This is a genomic window from Alkalinema pantanalense CENA528 (genome assembly GCF_050753345.1).
Taxonomy (GTDB): domain Bacteria; phylum Cyanobacteriota; class Cyanobacteriia; order Leptolyngbyales; family Leptolyngbyaceae; genus Alkalinema; species Alkalinema pantanalense.
The window spans coordinates 30,931-47,013 of sequence record NZ_JBLZFX010000012.1 but is presented as its reverse complement, the minus strand read 5'-3'; the positions used below and the strand labels follow the sequence as shown (position 1 = coordinate 47,013).

Below are 16,083 nucleotides of genomic sequence, written 5' to 3'. Positions count from 1 at the left end.
AAACCAGAAATCTATGGCGTTAGCAACCTCTTCCAACCCATCTGCTGCTCAAAAATCATTCAATTGGCGCTGGCTAAGACCCATGGTTGGTTTGGGTGTAGGAGGGCTGGTTTGGTGGCTGTGGACGAGTCCAGTCTTCCAGGGATTGCCCTGGCAACAAGGGATGATTTTCAGTGATTTTTCTCCTGAAAAGACCTTAGGCACATTACTAGAGTTATTACGATCGGGGGCCCTTTTCCCCCACTTGATAACTAGTCTCCGCCGGGTTTTTGTTGGATTGCTGGGGGCAACTCTTATAGGAATTCCCCTCGGGATTTTCATTGGTCTTTCCCGTGCTTTGGATCAAGTCACCTCAGCATTGTTTCAGTTTATTCGGATGATTTCTCCCCTGTCTTGGATGCCATTGGCAGTGATGGTTCTTGGAGTGGGCGATCGTCCCGTTTATTTTCTGTTGACCATCGCAGCGGTTTGGCCGATTCTACTCAATACTGCCGCAGGTGTCGCAGCCGTCGATCGACGCTGGCTATTGCTGTCTCGGAGTCTGTGTGCAACATCCTGGGAAACTCTGCTTCGGGTGATTCTTCCAGCGATTGTGCCGCATATTTTGACGGGTATTCGGTTGGCTATTGGAATTATTTGGGTTGTTTTAGTCCCTGCGGAAATGCTAGGGGTGAGTGCTGGCTTGGGATACTACATTCTGGATACGCGCGATCGCTTGGCCTATTCTGAATTGCTGGCTGTGATCTTAGTAATTGGTGCGTTGGGCTATGGCTTAGATGCTATGGTGCGATCGCTCCAAAGAATACACCATGCTAGGCCCTAGGAATAGCTTGCTTGCAGGCTTCCCTGTGCTAGCAATGCGCTTAGATTTTTCCTCAACCTTGCTTTTCTGTCAGATTTCTGAGATATTGAGCTATGGAAACTACGGTATATCGATCAAGTTACCGTAGTTTTGGCAAATGTTACTAGCTTTAATTAGTTTCACTAGCTTTACCTTTTTAACTAGCTTCACTAGTTTTATCTTGATCGTCGGTTTTCCTAGTGGCTGTTATCCCCTTGGGCTGTCTCGTTGGGCCGCTCCATCGTAGCCTTCTGGCCTTTTAAGTAGCTGTAATTTTAGGGATTGCATTCGGAGATTTCAGTCGCCTGAAACCCGGTGTAATGGTTTGCCCCATCGTTGCTGACCTCGACATTCAATCGCACTCCCATTCTCATTCCCATTCAGTTTCTCTGCTTTCCATTGAGTTCCTCTGCACTCGGCAATCAAAGGAGTTTAGATTTAAGCAATGCAATTACTTTGGTTTATTCCCACCCATGGTGATGGACGATATTTAGCAACTTCCCAGGGGGGCCGATCGACTGATTTGCCCTATTTAAAACAAATTGCTCAAGCGGTGGACAATTTGGGATTTACAGGTGCATTACTGCCCACCGGACGATCGTGTGAAGATGCCTGGATTTTGGCCTCAGCCCTAGCGTCTGTAACGCAGCGCATGAAGTTTTTGGTGGCCATTCGTCCCGGATTGATGTCACCGGGATTGGCGGCTCGGATGGCGGCTACCTTCGATCGAATGTCCGCAGGACGGTTGCTGATTAATGTGGTGGCAGGAGGCAGCGCCAGTGAGTTAGCGGGGGATGGGGTTCATCTTGACCATGACGCGCGCTATGACCTCACCGATGAGTTTTTGACGGTATGGCGGCAGTTGGAAGCCGGAGAAACGGTCAATTTTAAAGGCGAATACATTGATGTCCAAAATGGGAAGCTGATGTTTCCGCCTGTACAAGCACCCTATCCCCCATTATGGTTTGGGGGATCCTCCGATGCGGCGTTGCAAGTGGCAGCTAAGCATGTGGATGTTTATTTAACGTGGGGGGAACCGCCCGCCCAAGTGGCCGAAAAAATTGCCGCCGTCCGCAAGCTAGCCGAAGCCCAGGGACGAACCCTGCGGTTTGGCATTCGTCTCCATGTGATTGTGCGAGAAACCAATGCGGAAGCGTGGGATGCGGCGAACCAACTCATTCGTTATGTGGATGATGAGGCGATCGCTAAAGCTCAAAAGGCTTATGCCAGTATGGATTCCGTCGGCCAACAACGGATGGCGCAGTTACACAATGGCAGCCGTGACTCCTTGGAAGTCAGCCCGAATCTATGGGCAGGGGTGGGCTTAGTGCGGGGTGGTGCTGGGACAGCCCTAGTGGGGGACGCCGATACCGTAGCAGCCAGAATGTTGGAATATGCAGAACTGGGTGTTGAGACTTTTATCCTGTCGGGGTATCCCCACCTAGAGGAAGCCTATCGCGTAGCAGAATTGTTGTTCCCACGCTTGCCTTTGGAGAATCAAGCCCGCTTGCAAACCCAGGCAGTCTTAAGTCCCTTTGGTGAAATTGTGGCGAATGAGAGCTTCCCAAATCCGAATGCCCAGCCGTCGGGGGTTGCAGTTCAATGGCCTGAGTTAGCGAGCCCTAGCTAAGGATTTGATCGTCAGCGTTGGGTTTGATTGTGCTCGTGATGGGATCGATTGCGCGATCGAGTAATGGTTTCACGTTAGCACGATGATTACAGTAATCCCAGCGATCACTGTGATTCCAGCAAACACGATGATTCCAGTGATCCTTAATCATTCCTTCGTTGTTACGGAGTAATGACGATTACGAAGTTTTGACTGTTACATAGTCGTTCTTGTACATAGTTGTTCTTGTATTAGGAGTTTTATCAATGGCAAAGGTATTAGCGATCGCGGGGAGTCCCACCCATCCATCGAGAACCTATGGATTGTTATCCTTGGCAGCACAGCGCTTGCAGCAGGAAGGAATCGAGGTGGACATTATTTCCGTTCGGGATTTGCCTGCTGAGGATTTGGTCTTTGGTCGCTACGATAGTCCAGCTTTAGTTCCGATTAAGGAAAAGTTGGAGAAGGCTGATGCGATTCTGCTTGCAACCCCTGTGTATAAAGCCTCCTATACGGGACTGCTCAAATCCTTTTTAGATTTACTCCCCCAAAAAGCACTGGTGAATAAAGCAGTGTTACCGTTGGTGACCGCAGGCACGATCGCCCACCTACTGGCGATCGAATATTCGCTCAAACCCGTTTTGGGAGAATTGGGTGCACGGAGATTTGTGAGTACAGTTTATGCAGTTGACCAGCAATTACAGCGGCAAGAAGATGGCAGTGTGATACCAGATGAGGAAATTAAACAACGCTTAGAAGCTTCTTTACAAGAGTTGATTGTGATTCTCCAGTCAATTGGGGTCTCATCTAAGGAACTTTTACGGGTGAATTAGTTGTATCCATTTTGATAATGTGTAGCGGGTAGAACCGCTACGCTGTCTTACAAAATTGTCTACCTTTGGGGATCTACTAGCCAATAGAAGACCATTGCGTCTATATTTAGAAAGTTGATTTTAAAATCCTCATTGCAACTCTTGAGTCAAGAATCATGCCTGTTACTAGGGAGATGACTTGACTCTTTTTTGTTGAGTATTTAATTGATTTTCGTAGCTAATATGACGGCACTGGTTCCGTGTTACGGGGCATTTGGGCTGAAATCCTTATCCAGTAGGGGATACAGCCGTTCAAAGGCGCAATTCTCAGAATTGGCTAATCATAAGGGTTTCGGCGATTTTTCCCACGCGGCGGAACCAGTGCCATAAATTCAAAAAACTTAGAAAAATATATGTAGAGAATCAAAATTGTATATAGATGAACTAAGAGATTAAATATTGACCATGTAAACTAATCATCGTATTGAAAAGAAAAAAGTGCATGAAACGGTTTCAGTTTAAGTATCTTCATGGATACGGTTCCAAGATTACTCGTAGAGCAGCGTTGTTTTCCATTGGTGCCTTAGTGTGCTTATCCACTGGCCTAGTGAGTTGCGGAGACAAGCCTCAAACTTCTAACAACAATTCTGCTACTAGCGCTTCAACTGCTGGGACGAGTGGACAGAATAATGGCTTTAAAGCAAAGGAAATTCGCATTGTTCGATCGAAACAATTAACTTCCTTAGCCATTTTAGAGTCCCAAGGTAATCTTGAGAAAGCGCTACAACCCTTGGGAGTGACCGTCAAATGGGCTGAATTTGCTGCTGGCCCCCAACAGTTAGAAGCCATTAATGCTAACGGATTAGACATTGCTTCTACTGCGGCCCATCCACCCGTCTTTTCTCAAGCTGCGGGCAATCAATTAGTTTATCTCGCAACAACTCCCATCAATGGAGGTAGCATTTCCCTTTTAGTTCCCAAGGGATCGACAGTTCAAAATATTTCTGAACTTAAAGGCAAGAAAATTGCCTTCCAGAAAGCCTCGATCGGTCATTATTTAGTATACAAAGGGCTACAGCAGGCTGGGCTAAAACTGGATGACGTAGAAAGTGTCTTTTTGCCACCACCGGATGCGGCTACAGCCTTTGCCCAAGCGAAGGTGGATGGTTGGTACATCTGGGAACCGTTTGTGACACGAGCAGAAGTGAGTGGTGCAGGTCGGGTCTTAGAGAGCGGTGAAAAGTACGCCGACACTCGTAACTTCTATAGCACTAGCCGCAAATTTTACGAAGATAATCCGGAACTGATTCGGATCTTTTTTACTGAGTTACAAAAATCGGAAGAATGGCTGAAAACCCATCCTAAAGAAGCCGCTCAAATTCTTGCACCTATCACCAAGCTAGAGCCCAACATCTTGGAGAAAATGCATGCCAAGCTAACCTTTGGGGTTCGCGGGATTGATGAAGATGTCATCAAAAAGCAGGAAGAACTTGCCCAGCTCTGGTTTGATCTCAAGCAGATTCCCAATGTGCCCAAGGTGCGAGAAGGATTTTTAAAACCCGAAGAATACGCCAAGATTCTGCCCCCCGAGGTTCTCAATACTAAAAACTAGCTCATTAGATCCATGAAAGTCCTGATCTCGATCGAGTTCCTTCCCTTTCTAGAATTGCGATTACCCAATGATCTTGAAGTGGTTCCAGTCGATCGAGAAGGGCATTTTGAGGGTGATCCCAGTGATGCTGAAATTTATTTCAGTGCGGGCTTACTGAAACCAGTCATTCTCGATCGGGTACTCAATGCGGCTCCAGTGGTGCGGTGGCAACATACGCCCAGTTCTGGGGTTAATCATCTGCTGACTCCTACGGCCTTGGCACGAGATTTAATCTTGACCAATAGTGCGGGGGTTCATGCTATCCCCATTTCAGAATTTGTCCTAGCCTTGATTCTCGATCGGGCGAAACGGCTACGCCAACTCCATAGCTTCCAAGCCCAACACCAGTGGGATCAGCATTGGAAAAACAGCATCTTCCTACAAGAATTATCTGAGGCTACAGTCTTAATTATTGGTGCAGGCGGGATCGGACAGGCGATCGCGCAACGAGCCAGTGGTTTTGGCATGCGGGTCTGGGGTAGCCGAAAACATCCCGCACCCCATCCCCATTTTGAGAAAGTGGTTGGAGCCAATCAGTGGCATGAACTCCTCCCTGAAGCTGATTTTGTTGTATTGGCCCTACCGTTAACACCGGAGACTAAACATATTATCAACGCTGATGTACTGAAATTATTCCGTCCCTCGGCTTACCTCATCAATATTGCAAGGGGAGGGCTTGTGGATGAAGTTGCCTTATTAACGGCCCTCCAGCAAGGGTGGATTACTGGAGCCGCGATCGATGCTTTTGCGACAGAACCCCTCCCACCAGAGAACCCCCTGTGGTCAGCCCCTAATCTCTTTGTTACACCACACATTTCCTGGAGTTCACCTCGATCGCGCCGTAGGGTTGTTGATTTCTTTTTAGCGAATTTGGAGCGGTATCGGCAGGGACAGCCTCTAAAGAATGTCGTTGATCGACAAGCAGGTTACTAGATAAAAATGCCTCCATAGCAGGTGTTGGCTCATTTGTGCCCAAGCAGAAGGGGCAATTGTAGACTTAATTAAAGTGATTGAAAACAGAGCGGCAGAGTTCTGTTCTCAATCAAACAATTCCCGATGCACATAGGCAAATCTCGATCGATCGCCCCCACTCGCAGGTCTTGCATAGGTTGCTAAATTCCGAATTGCCTGCATCTGTTCTGACTCCCGTTCCATTGCTGGCGTAAACTGCTGTCGCTGCTCCAACAAATCCTCCAGTTTAATCTGCCCTGGTTTCCCCTGGTAAAACGCCTCCTCTGCACAACGCCGCACCGCATTGCCAATCTCAGCAGGGGTACAAATGCGGTACTCTGTCAATAGCCTGCGCCACTGGTCATCTGTCCAGTGAGATCGCTCGTCTTCCTGAAACACCGAAAAGTACTTTGCCAGATGCAGATTGATCACCTCATATCTGGCTCCCTCATGGGGCAAATCCACAAAGAAGATGTCCTCAAATCGCCTTACCAATTCAGGGGGTAGCAGCCCTAAACGATTGACCGTTGCGATCGTGTAGATCGGTTCCTGGTGTTCCTGCATCCAGGTCAGTAGAGCCGCCGAAAGACGACGGGCAATCCCACCATCCGCATTTGAATCCCAACCAGCAAAGCCCTTATCAAAATCATCCCAGTAAAGCACACAGGGAGCCAGAGACGTGACCACCGCAATGAATTCCTTCAAGGCGCGATCAGGATTAGCACTGCTCAAAAGAACTCCCCAATTTGCAGCTAGCAAGGGCAACCCCATCTTTTTAGCTGCTAATTTGGCAGATAGGCTCTTGCCTGTACCGGGTGGTCCCCACAGCACCATACCCGTAGGCAAGCTCAACCCGTATTGTTGAGCTTCGGGTCGCAACAGGGCAGCGATCGCCTCCAACCTGCGCTCTAGCAAATCTAATCCGGCAGCCGTGGGTACATCGGGGTCTGCAATGTACTCCAATCCCCGCCCCCGCAGTTTGTTGATCTTGTGATCCAGAATCCGTTGAACCAGTTGCTCAGGAGTATTCGCAAACATCAACAGTCTATCCAGCACCATTTCAATCTCACCCAATGGCAATCCCTGACAAGCCGTGACCAGTTTTTGTGTAGCTTCCGGGTCATCTTTGACCAGCCAGGGGTGCTGGGTACAAAACTGGGTAGCGATCGCTTCTACCTGATGGCGATCGGGCATTGCATAAGACAGTACTGGAATAAAGGGTTGCAGTTCTAATGGCAATTGAACGTAAGTTTCTAGCAAAACCCAGTAATGAGGCACTGAGTTCCATAGCGCCTGATGGTAGGAATTTAGGAGTTGGTAGCAACGTTGCTGACTCATCTCTGCAACCGTGCTATTCAGAACCCCTTCCAGTAGATAAATACCAGACTGCGGTTGATCTAACAGGAATTGGAGAATGTCTTGTGAGATCGTTGACGTTGTGGATTGCAGAATGATTTGCTCTTGTGATGTAAACAACTGTTGAAGTGTTGAAAAACCAGGATTCCAGATGTACACTGGCAGCGATCGTGCCGCACCCCATCGATAAAATTGGTTCAACACTGCCATGCGATCCGGAATTTGATACTCTAACGCTACGATCGGAGCGTTCTGCTCAATCAGTTTTATCCAATCCTGCAACTGTTGCATGGTCTGAAACCGTAAGGATTTCCCTGGTTCTAACGAAACACAGACCTTCCTGACCTCAGTCAACTGGACACTTTTGCCAACACTGTGATGGAGGGTTGGAAGGAAATGCCGCTAATGCGGCGAGGGGGTGAAAATCTGAAATTTGGAGTTTATGTTATGGCAACAACGACAAAACCTCGCAGCTTGAACGGTCATCGCAATGGTGCGATTTCTAAGGCATCGAAAACCAATGGAACAGCCTCAACGGCAACTGCTAAAGTCGCGATCGTCGATGGATTACCGGAAACTCATGCAGCAGCATTGCTGAAGGAATTACGGAATCTGGTGTTCAAGGAGTATGGCGTGAAGCTGCAACTACGGGATGCTCGCGTCTCAACAAAAGTTGGCCATGCCACTCGTGAAAAACTAGGTCTCGACATTGCCGCGCAAGTAAAAAAGAAAGGTGGTAACAATAAGTTTGACTGGCAGCGGTGGAATACAAAGGTGTTCCCTCGACTATTTGGACAGCCAGATGCGTTGAAGTACCCGCCTGAAGTGGTCGCGATCGTCCTGAGCTTGCTGTATGACACGATTCGCACTGACCCAGAGCAAGCCGTGGCAGACCTGGTGGAATTCAACCGGGCCTCCTTGGAGCGTCGCAACTCGTTCCAAGCCGAGCAAGATGACGATCTGGATGATTTAGATGATGAGCTGGATGACGATCTTAGTGATGAACTGGATGACGAAATCAGCAACGAATTAGATGACGATCTAGATGACGAGTTAGACGAGGATCTGGAGGAGGAATAATCTCCATTCAGCCTTGCTCACTACCTGATTGCTCACCCTGCATGAGTTGGACTGATGCAGGGTTCTTTTTTCTCTCCATGACCAGTTGGAGGTAACAAAGGCAGTGCCTGCTGGATGCCGCTGCACCCAGGGCAATATTCTTATGCCTGAAACGATCGCTTCCCCGCTAGATATGATAGATAGTAGTTAGCCTTCAACAATGCCCATGACAGTCGCCCAAAGCCCTTCACCCATTCGAGTTGAAACTAGTCAAGGAGATATCCGCACGGTTCAATGGGGAAGAACCTGGGAGCAGTTTAAACATCTGCAAAAGGGGTTTGAGAACACCCGTGGGGTCAGACTGTTTTATTACAACGGTACCATAGAGATTCTGATGCCCGGTGAAGCCCACGAGTTGTTCAAAAGCATTATTGGCTTTCTGATTGAGACGTTTCTGTTCAATTGGGGCATTGAGTTCAAGCCAACAGGGTCAATGACCCAGGAAAAGGAAGGGATTGCTGCCGCTGAAGCGGATGAATCTTACGAGATTGAGGGATTTAAACTGGCGATCGAAGTCAATTTCACCAGTGGTGATGCCTCAAAATTAGAGCGCTATGGAGCACTAGGAGTCCATGAAGTATGGATGTGGGAAGATGGCGTCCTGACGGTTTACCACCTCCAGTCTGGCAACCCCGAAAAAGTGACCCACAGTCGGATTCCGGGGCTTGCCTCGATCGATCTCCAAGTGCTGTCAGATTGCATTCTGATCGGGGAAACTTCCAGAATCAAAGCTGCTCAAACACTGCTGGAATCCCATCCAGTTAAGCCCAAGACCTGCTAATTGTCCAAGCGGTCTTGGACAATTATTTCTTTCTATTGAAGTTTAATTGTCTCCCTCTGCTGAGTCTGTGCGAGCCTCTACGGATAAGGTGTTTAACTCCATTTCAAGTTGCTCAATACTGGGCAAACTGCCCTGGAGCGGTTCTGGTAATGTGTCCTTCAGCCGATAGGTGGCGACACCCACTGGGTGCTGAATATAGCGCAAAGCATATTCGACGGTTGCCTTGTTTTTAGACTTGCATAGAACAATCCCGATCGTTGGATTATCCATCTCACTCCGCAATAGGTCATCCACCGCCGCAATGTAAAAACTCATCTTGCCCGAAAACTCCGGCTCAAACTCCACCATTTTTAGATCAATGACCACATAGCAATGCAGTTTGACGTGGTAGAAGAGCAGATCAAGTTTATATTCCTTGCCGCCCACCTCCAGCGAATACTGGCTGCCCAGAAAGGAAAAGCCTACGCCCAATTCCAGCAAGAAATCCCGGATATGATCTACGAGTGCTCGTTCAAAATCCCGCTCTTGGGCCGCTTCCGCCAGTTCCAAAAATTCAAAATTGTAGGGACTTTTCAAAATCTGGCGGGCCAGATCCGATTGGCTTTGGGGTAAGGTATGGTCAAAGTTATTAACGGCATTCCCAACCCGCTGATATAACCCGCTCTCAATTTGGTGCACCAGGGCATTGCGGCTCCAGCCATGTTCGATCGTCTTCTGGGCATACCATAACCGTTCTTCATTGGTTTTGAGCTTGTCTAGCAAAGCAATGTTGTGGTACCAGGTAATTTGTCCCATGACAGCCAGAATCACGGTTTCATCCGGAAAAGACTGGGCAAAAGCTCGCATATAGAGCAAATTAGAACGGGAGAAGCCTTTCATCTCAGGAAAGACATGTTTTAAATCTTTCGATAAGCGTTCAATGACCTTCGTGCCCCAACCTTCCTGCTGTTGTTTAGCCAGAATGGCACGTCCAATTCTCCAATACAACATGACGAGCTCCCGGTTGACAGCCGTCGCGGCTCGTAGTTGGGCACTCTGAATCCATTCCTTGAGATCGTCCAAAAAGCGATCGTAGCTATCTGGAGACAAATTACTTGCCATGCCTTTCACAAACCAGTACAGAGAGCCTAATCCAGACTCTACTATACCGTGCGATCGGTTCGATTATTTGAGGTAACAGGAGGCAAAACAAAGCTATAAACTCATCTAACCCTTAATTGTCCAAGCGGTCTTGGACAATTGCTAAGACGCTCAATGTCAATTGACGGGTGCAGGTTCACAACTAACGCCGCTGAACGTTGAAACCCTGGGATTTGCAAGCTTCCCAGTCAGCAATTCATGAACTTCCTGGTTGGCGAGTTGAGTGGGTTTTACTTCGATAGTCGTTTCCCCGCCCCGGTTAACCTGGATAATCGTGTCTGCCCAGTAAAACTGTTCTTGTGAGGGCTGGGAGTACGCTGGGTAGCAACCTGCGGAGGCGATCGCAACCTTATGCTGCACAGCAGATACCGATGGTAGAGAAACCCCAGTCTGAACCAGCTTAGCTGCTCCGACTGGCCCCCAAAGTTGGAGCTGAGTTGTAATGCAACGTTTTCCATCCTTCAAGGGCGCAATAATGTTGCCGCAGACCTTCACATCTACGTTATACAGTGGTGGATATTCTGGGATTGCAGGATTTTGTGCTTGAGAGGCTTCATTGCGAGTTCCTGTGGTTGTGCGAGGCGTACAACCCACGGCAATTAACCCGATTAATATCAGAACTGTCCAGAATTGAATCGTTTCACAAGTTCCCATTGGTAAATCCCCTCCATTTTTGGATAGCGGATCAGTTTCCTTGAACCAGTGCAAATTCACGCTGATTAGGAGGCTGAACCCATAATGTGCAGAAGCCAGCAGTCGCTTTTTGATTGGGTCGCATTTCCAGAGTGACCCCCAAGCGTTTCACTTCATTGGTGCAAACGAGCTGACCATTACGATCGCGGCTCAATAAATCCTGATTCCAGTTGATTAGACTCCGGGCAAATAGTCCCTCGGTACTGGTTGCCCAGTCTAATGCCTTGGCTTGTTCTAACGTTAATTGGCGAGGGCCAGTGGGATCCCTTGGGCGACTGGCTTGCTGCCAGCCAATGCCCACAATGCCCAAGAGCGCTCCTAGTCCGGCTGTAATGAGGAGCAATACTCCGGCTGCGATCAATGAGGGAACTGAGTGAATAGCTCGTTCAAACTCGGTACGACGAATCAGGGCAGAAACGGTTTGGGCGATCGCCTTTTGATGCCCCTTGATCGCGACCTTTTCATAGGTTTGGAGCCGATCATAGAGTTGCATTTGCCACTGATCAAACATCTCCTCCATTTCTTTGGGACTGTCTTCCAACAGCACCTCGAGCCTACCAGTTGCAACCAGCATCAAGAAGGCTGGGTCGTCCGGGTCAATTCCCGTTTGCACTACAATTTCCCACACTCTGGCCTTAAAGGAATCATCCTTCCCCCGAATAGCCAGATCGAGCAGGGTTGGGTAGGGAATCCGGTTTAGCCCTTTGCCCCTAGCCGCCATGGATGCCAGAAAATCATCATCCAAATCTAAAGGTTCTTCTACCTGACCAGAATGGGTCATAAATCCTCACCTCCCTGGGCTGGAACGTTTGCTACTACGGGATTTAGAGCTGCTCACTACCGATGTAGCCGTTTTCATAGCGACTTTACTGGTGACTTCATCCTCAATCTCAGCTGTCTTTGAAAGACTGACTTCCGACGGTGTGAGTTTCCAGAGCTTGGCTTGATCGATCGCCTGATAGGCATTCTTAAGGAAGGTATGAAGTCGCTGCTTACCTAAAACTCCCAAGTCACTGCTTTCTCTCCCTGCGGAAAAGGATATCCGTTTGGCATCCAGATAATCCCGTTCTCTGTAGCTAAATTTGGGGAAATCAATGATAGGAGTTTGTTGCTTTGCTAGGAGTTGTTGTAATTCATCTCTGTCCTCTAGGTGTGACCAGTCGTCGCACAGTCCCCAATTACGGACAAAGACGTGTTGGACTTTTCTGTCGAACTGTTTTAGGGATTGAATGAAAAGCTGCACACTGTCATATCCGCCGGTGCAAATAAACCACTTGCAAATACTGACCCCATGCTGTGTGCCCATCTCCAGTACTCCATTACGTTCAATCCAATCGGTAACGGCTGGAAAAACTTGGGCAGGAAGATTCACAATGACTGGAGTTTTAATTGCCAGATCAAAGATGCGATCGGCATCGTAGGCTTTACGTTCGGCTTCGCTAAAAATTGCTCGTTCACAGCCTGTAGGGTAGATGTCACCGACATCAGGATTGCTGCGATCGGCTTCTACCAACACATGAGATAACTGGCGATCAATGCAATATTGCACCATCACGCGAGCAAATAGAGATTTACCGACACCGCCTTTTTCACCATCGATAAAATGAATGATTGCCATAATGCTCTCTCCTATTGCCACATGGTTCGGGTCGCCCGTTCAACAGGCTTGATGCTGCCATTTTGGTGATCGCCCTTTGTGGGTGAGATCGTTGAAGATTCTGTAGATGGAATTGGCAACTGTAAACATTCCCGGATGTAATCTACTTGACGCTCCAAAGCACGGCAGCAGTTCAGTCCCAGTTGATGTAACTCTTCTTGGCTCAATAGTCCTTCCGATCGACAAGCGGCTACCATCCAAAATGCTCTGACAGACTCCAACATTAATTCTTTGCCTTGTTTGACTCCATCCCCTTTCTTCAGAAATGCCATTAATGCACCGTCTTGTGTGCCTGTATAGGGTGAATAGCGAAAGCTGAAATCCTCACGTTTGCGGCAGGTTGGGGGAATATCGTTCATGCCACCTCCGCTAACTGTTCAACAAAATCGCAATACAGGCCAAAAACGTCTACCATGCGAAAGGACAAAGCCTCAATATCCAGATGGTTCGAGCGATAGTCCAGTCCCAATTTCTCTTGTAACTGTTGTTGTAAATCTGTGCCCCAGTAAGTTGGAATTCGATTGAAATACGTTTCTAATTCATCATGAAGATAAAAAGCCCCACCCCCTGAAATAATGACCTCTGTGGCATTTGGCAGAACGGTATCTAACCAGTCCTGCAATCGTGACCAATATTCCTCTCTAGCAGTTAAAATTGCGGTGGTAATCTGTTCCCGTTCCAATTCTTGCTCCGTGGGCGATCGTGTTTTTAGCAAGTCTTGAATCTTTAAATTAGTGGGCGTAATCCGATTACCGATCTTATAAATTGCACTGGTTAATACGTCTATAGTTTGACCCGATGTGCGATGTAACACTTTATCGACTAGTTGATGAAAGCCTAAATCGGTTGTGTTGCCGATCGCTAGCTTTCCTCGTTCAAACAACAACAGGCTGGTGTTCCGGTGTCCAAACATTAACACTGCCAGGGTTTGTTGCTGGAACCATTCGGCCCCCTTCTGCGTTACCCGTGCCATTGCCAATCCACCGCCCTCTGGACGGCACTCAAAGGTTTCGAGTTTGACTTGAAGGCGTTCACCGCGAAAGCGGTAATGCTTGAGATGCTGCTTCAGAAGTTGTTGAAACCGCTGGGCATTCTGATATTCACCATAGGGTAATAGGGCCGAAAGAGCGATAGAAAACTTTCGGGGTAAATTTGTTTCTTGAGCGATCGTGCCTACTGCTGCTAGCACTTTATATAATGCCCGCTCATATTTCACCTCATTCATTCGCACAGTTGCCAAAAACTGACGGGCTAGATAGCCAATAACCTGACATTGCTCACCTGGCCCACATTGTAACCAAGCATCATCCTTTGATCTAGCCACATTAAGATTCCCTCTGGTTACTTGGTGAGCCTCAATCGAACGTATGCTCAGCTGAATCACTTCGGGCTCCATTAGTAGTAACCGAGGGGTTCCATCCAGCAAGTGGTAGATCACTTTACTGAGTGAAGAACCTGGATCGAAAGTCAACGTGAGGTCAGCCATTGTGGATTGATCGATAAGTTGACGCTTCCTTAACTTAGCGGGCCCTGCGGGAGCTCTCCTCATCCAGGTGGATAAAAAGGCGCAACTTGCATTCCTGGTTCCACAGAGCGTCACATTATGCTGCAATTTTGCCCAATGATTCATCGTCATCCACAATTCCACATCGAATGAGACGATCGAGTTCTCAATAGTCTGGACTTGTTGAAACCCAATGCTCACAACTATCCACAGATGTCTCACGACTTTCCACCATCGCCACACATAGTTCCAATGCATGCCAGCACTTGTTCAAAATGCAGGACAGAGAGCAAGCCATGTTGGAGTGTATATTCGTTTACTCATAGATAAAATATGACATTGCGATCGCCGTAAAAGAGATCGCCAACTGGAGGATAACAAAAATGCTCAAGGCTGGCAAAGCTAGGTTTATAGCCGTCTTTCTGGCCTGTTGAAATGTCCCCACAAAAACGTCCAATTAAATTTCATATTTCCCTTAGCGTTGAGGAGAAGGAGCAAGTATACCGCATGGCAGCGGAGAACAACCTGACGATGGCAGAATTATTTCGTGCCAAGACGTTGAACAATCAACTCCCTCGCCGCGTCACTCGCATTGCTGGTTTGACCTATTGGGAATTAACCAAAATCAGTAACAGCCTGGGTCAGATTGCAGGGGCAACACTTGGCCCTAACTCTGGAAGACCTGCGATCGTGGTCGATCGCGAGTTGCTGAACCAAACCAGAATTCTCCTCAGGCAGGTGCGTCGGGAATTAGTGGAATTGGACTCTATCATAGAAATTGAGGTAGGCCCGTGATTGGCAAACAAATGAAAGGGCAGAGCTTCAGTAAGCTGCTCTATTACCTATTGGGCAAGGATGGAGCGGTCTTTATTGGCAGCAACATGGAAGGAACGACAGTGCAGGAACTGGCAGCCGAATTCCGGTTTTCGCAGCGGCTCAATCCCAAGGTAAATCGAGTTGTTTACCATGCGTCTCTGAGTTTGCCGCCCACGGAACATCTGGATAATGATACTTGGCACGAAATTGCCTGGAACTATCTCCAGACAATGGGGTTTGGCATGAATCAGTATGTGGTGGTGAAGCATACCGATTCATGCCATGATCATGCTCACATTGTCGCTAGCCGGATTCGTTTGGACAGCACAACAGTTTCAGATAGCTGGGACTATTACCGCAGTGAAGCCGCAATTCGTCAGTTAGAACAGGAGTATGGATTGCGATCGCTCCACTCCAACCAGGAAAAAATCAGCCGTAGCCCTACCACTGGAGAACAGCGATTACTGGCTCGCACGGGTGAAGACAGTGTGCGAGTGCAACTTCAGCGATCGCTCGATCAACTCACTCAATATTCGCTCACCATGCCTCAGTTGATTGAGCAATTGCAGCAGAAGGGAATTAACGTTCGAGTCAGTAATCAGCAGACTGACCAGATAAAGGGAATTAGCTACGAATTAAAGGGTATCGCCTTCAGTGGAACTCATTTAGGAAAAGCCTACACCTTTACAGGTTTGCAGAAATACCGGGAAGTAGATTATGAATCATGCCGAGATTATGAATCAATTAAAAAACTCATTGAACAATCTATTAGTTCATCATCTGAAATTAGAATCGAAACAAAATCATTTACACAGATACTAAATACAGAAAATAGTAGAAAAAGTAAAAATGAGGCAAAAAATGAACAGGAATCAAAATTGTTAAAAAATTGTTCACGAGAATTAGAACTTTGATCGTCAAAGGTCAGCTAACGCTACTTAAGGAGTAACAACATTTTCTCAGGCACAGACAAATTTTAACGGGTACAAAAATTTGGCTGCTGATCTCCTGAGATCTTATCAAACGTAGATGTAGGGCGCTATCGCGCTGGTTCATGCAGTGTGATCAAGGTTACCTTCTATGCAAACTCTAATAACCAGCCTGAGTAGCACCTATTCTGATCTATCTCTTGAATACAATCAATTCTCAGAAG

The 16,083-nt window shown here is 47.7% G+C and carries 16 protein-coding genes; 9 read left to right on the top strand and 7 right to left on the bottom strand.

The window, feature by feature from the left end; translation table 11 throughout:
* Nucleotides 1–13: 13 nt before the first annotated feature.
* The 5 genes from ACN4EG_RS06255 to ACN4EG_RS06235 all read left to right on the top strand — a co-directional run bounded on the left by ACN4EG_RS06255 (nucleotide 14) and on the right by ACN4EG_RS06235 (nucleotide 5,846).
* Complete coding sequence (locus tag ACN4EG_RS06255) at nucleotides 14–823, top strand: ABC transporter permease (protein WP_431628444.1); 810 nt, start codon at nucleotides 14–16, stop codon at nucleotides 821–823.
* 463 nt (nucleotides 824–1,286) lie between these two features.
* Nucleotides 1,287–2,471 (top strand): FMNH2-dependent alkanesulfonate monooxygenase, encoded by a 1,185-nt coding sequence (gene ssuD / locus ACN4EG_RS06250; protein ID WP_431628442.1) that lies wholly within the window; start codon nucleotides 1,287–1,289, stop codon nucleotides 2,469–2,471.
* A 245-nt stretch (nucleotides 2,472–2,716) separates the two neighbouring features.
* On the top strand, nucleotides 2,717–3,283 hold the full coding sequence (ssuE, locus tag ACN4EG_RS06245; protein ID WP_431628440.1) for an NADPH-dependent FMN reductase: 567 nt from the start codon (nucleotides 2,717–2,719) through the stop codon (nucleotides 3,281–3,283).
* A gap of 481 nt (nucleotides 3,284–3,764) precedes the next feature.
* A complete protein-coding gene (locus ACN4EG_RS06240; protein ID WP_431628438.1) occupies nucleotides 3,765–4,874 on the top strand; it encodes an aliphatic sulfonate ABC transporter substrate-binding protein in 1,110 nt (369 codons plus the stop codon).
* Nucleotides 4,875–4,886: 12 nt separating this feature from the next.
* Nucleotides 4,887–5,846 (top strand): D-2-hydroxyacid dehydrogenase, encoded by a 960-nt coding sequence (locus ACN4EG_RS06235; protein ID WP_431628436.1) that lies wholly within the window; start codon nucleotides 4,887–4,889, stop codon nucleotides 5,844–5,846.
* A 105-nt stretch (nucleotides 5,847–5,951) separates the two neighbouring features.
* On the opposite strand, the gene ACN4EG_RS06230 is transcribed toward ACN4EG_RS06235, so the two are convergent.
* The gene (locus ACN4EG_RS06230; RefSeq protein ID WP_431628434.1) at nucleotides 5,952–7,511 is read right to left on the bottom strand and encodes an ATP-binding protein; all 1,560 of its coding nucleotides are present in this window, start codon (nucleotides 7,509–7,511) and stop codon (nucleotides 5,952–5,954) included.
* A 156-nt stretch (nucleotides 7,512–7,667) separates the two neighbouring features.
* On the opposite strand from ACN4EG_RS06230, the gene ACN4EG_RS06225 reads away from it, so the two are divergent.
* Nucleotides 7,668–8,300: a hypothetical protein gene (locus tag ACN4EG_RS06225; protein WP_431628432.1), complete on the top strand. Its 633-nt coding sequence runs from the start codon at nucleotides 7,668–7,670 to the stop codon at nucleotides 8,298–8,300.
* 205 nt (nucleotides 8,301–8,505) lie between these two features.
* Entirely contained in the window at nucleotides 8,506–9,120 is a 615-nt protein-coding gene (locus ACN4EG_RS06220) for a Uma2 family endonuclease (RefSeq protein ID WP_431628430.1), read from the top strand.
* A 42-nt stretch (nucleotides 9,121–9,162) separates the two neighbouring features.
* Here the strand turns inward: ACN4EG_RS06220 and ACN4EG_RS06215 are convergent, their stop codons facing one another.
* From ACN4EG_RS06215 to ACN4EG_RS06190, 6 genes are all read right to left on the bottom strand, one after another.
* Nucleotides 9,163–10,221 carry a PDDEXK nuclease domain-containing protein gene (locus tag ACN4EG_RS06215; RefSeq protein WP_431628428.1) on the bottom strand — a complete coding sequence of 353 codons (1,059 nt, stop codon included), beginning with the start codon at nucleotides 10,219–10,221 and terminating at the stop codon, nucleotides 9,163–9,165.
* Nucleotides 10,222–10,377: 156 nt separating this feature from the next.
* Nucleotides 10,378–10,914: a hypothetical protein gene (locus ACN4EG_RS06210; protein ID WP_431628426.1), complete on the bottom strand. Its 537-nt coding sequence runs from the start codon at nucleotides 10,912–10,914 to the stop codon at nucleotides 10,378–10,380.
* 31 nt (nucleotides 10,915–10,945) lie between these two features.
* Nucleotides 10,946–11,734 (bottom strand): DUF6753 family protein, encoded by a 789-nt coding sequence (locus tag ACN4EG_RS06205; protein ID WP_431628424.1) that lies wholly within the window; start codon nucleotides 11,732–11,734, stop codon nucleotides 10,946–10,948.
* 6 nt (nucleotides 11,735–11,740) lie between these two features.
* On the bottom strand, nucleotides 11,741–12,571 hold the full coding sequence (locus ACN4EG_RS06200; RefSeq protein ID WP_431628422.1) for a P-loop NTPase family protein: 831 nt from the start codon (nucleotides 12,569–12,571) through the stop codon (nucleotides 11,741–11,743).
* Nucleotides 12,572–12,582: 11 nt separating this feature from the next.
* Nucleotides 12,583–12,969 carry a hypothetical protein gene (locus ACN4EG_RS06195; RefSeq protein ID WP_431628420.1) on the bottom strand — a complete coding sequence of 129 codons (387 nt, stop codon included), beginning with the start codon at nucleotides 12,967–12,969 and terminating at the stop codon, nucleotides 12,583–12,585.
* Nucleotides 12,966–13,934, bottom strand: a complete 969-nt coding sequence (locus tag ACN4EG_RS06190) for a ParM/StbA family protein (protein WP_431628418.1) — start codon at nucleotides 13,932–13,934, stop codon at nucleotides 12,966–12,968. The genes ACN4EG_RS06195 and ACN4EG_RS06190 overlap by 4 nt, the downstream gene beginning before the upstream one ends.
* Before the next feature lie 615 nt (nucleotides 13,935–14,549).
* On the opposite strand from ACN4EG_RS06190, the gene ACN4EG_RS06185 reads away from it, so the two are divergent.
* Together ACN4EG_RS06185 and ACN4EG_RS06180 are read left to right on the top strand one after the other, a co-directional pair.
* Nucleotides 14,550–14,909, top strand: coding sequence for a plasmid mobilization protein (locus tag ACN4EG_RS06185; protein ID WP_431628416.1), 360 nt, complete (start codon nucleotides 14,550–14,552; stop codon nucleotides 14,907–14,909).
* The gene (locus tag ACN4EG_RS06180) at nucleotides 14,906–15,844 is read left to right on the top strand and encodes a relaxase/mobilization nuclease domain-containing protein (RefSeq protein WP_431628414.1); all 939 of its coding nucleotides are present in this window, start codon (nucleotides 14,906–14,908) and stop codon (nucleotides 15,842–15,844) included. Before ACN4EG_RS06185 ends, ACN4EG_RS06180 begins: the two co-directional genes overlap by 4 nt.
* The last annotated feature ends 239 nt before the right edge of the window (nucleotides 15,845–16,083 follow it).

What these genes read in the sequence shown, in the direction of transcription:
- ACN4EG_RS06215 (WP_431628428.1), bottom strand. Translation starts at nt 10,221, where the DNA reads ATGGCAAGTAATTTGTCTCCAGATAGCTACGATCGCTTTTTGGACGAT.
- ACN4EG_RS06230 (WP_431628434.1), bottom strand. Translation starts at nt 7,511, where the DNA reads ATGCAACAGTTGCAGGATTGGATAAAACTGATTGAGCAGAACGCTCCG.
- ACN4EG_RS06225 (WP_431628432.1), top strand. Translation starts at nt 7,668, where the DNA reads ATGGCAACAACGACAAAACCTCGCAGCTTGAACGGTCATCGCAATGGT.
- ACN4EG_RS06200 (WP_431628422.1), bottom strand. Translation starts at nt 12,571, where the DNA reads ATGGCAATCATTCATTTTATCGATGGTGAAAAAGGCGGTGTCGGTAAA.
- ACN4EG_RS06255 (WP_431628444.1), top strand. Translation starts at nt 14, where the DNA reads ATGGCGTTAGCAACCTCTTCCAACCCATCTGCTGCTCAAAAATCATTC.
- ACN4EG_RS06240 (WP_431628438.1), top strand. Translation starts at nt 3,765, where the DNA reads ATGAAACGGTTTCAGTTTAAGTATCTTCATGGATACGGTTCCAAGATT.
- ACN4EG_RS06185 (WP_431628416.1), top strand. Translation starts at nt 14,550, where the DNA reads ATGTCCCCACAAAAACGTCCAATTAAATTTCATATTTCCCTTAGCGTT.
- ssuD (WP_431628442.1), top strand. Translation starts at nt 1,287, where the DNA reads ATGCAATTACTTTGGTTTATTCCCACCCATGGTGATGGACGATATTTA.
- ACN4EG_RS06210 (WP_431628426.1), bottom strand. Translation starts at nt 10,914, where the DNA reads ATGGGAACTTGTGAAACGATTCAATTCTGGACAGTTCTGATATTAATC.
- ACN4EG_RS06205 (WP_431628424.1), bottom strand. Translation starts at nt 11,734, where the DNA reads ATGACCCATTCTGGTCAGGTAGAAGAACCTTTAGATTTGGATGATGAT.
- ACN4EG_RS06220 (WP_431628430.1), top strand. Translation starts at nt 8,506, where the DNA reads ATGACAGTCGCCCAAAGCCCTTCACCCATTCGAGTTGAAACTAGTCAA.
- ACN4EG_RS06195 (WP_431628420.1), bottom strand. Translation starts at nt 12,969, where the DNA reads ATGAACGATATTCCCCCAACCTGCCGCAAACGTGAGGATTTCAGCTTT.
- ssuE (WP_431628440.1), top strand. Translation starts at nt 2,717, where the DNA reads ATGGCAAAGGTATTAGCGATCGCGGGGAGTCCCACCCATCCATCGAGA.
- ACN4EG_RS06235 (WP_431628436.1), top strand. Translation starts at nt 4,887, where the DNA reads ATGAAAGTCCTGATCTCGATCGAGTTCCTTCCCTTTCTAGAATTGCGA.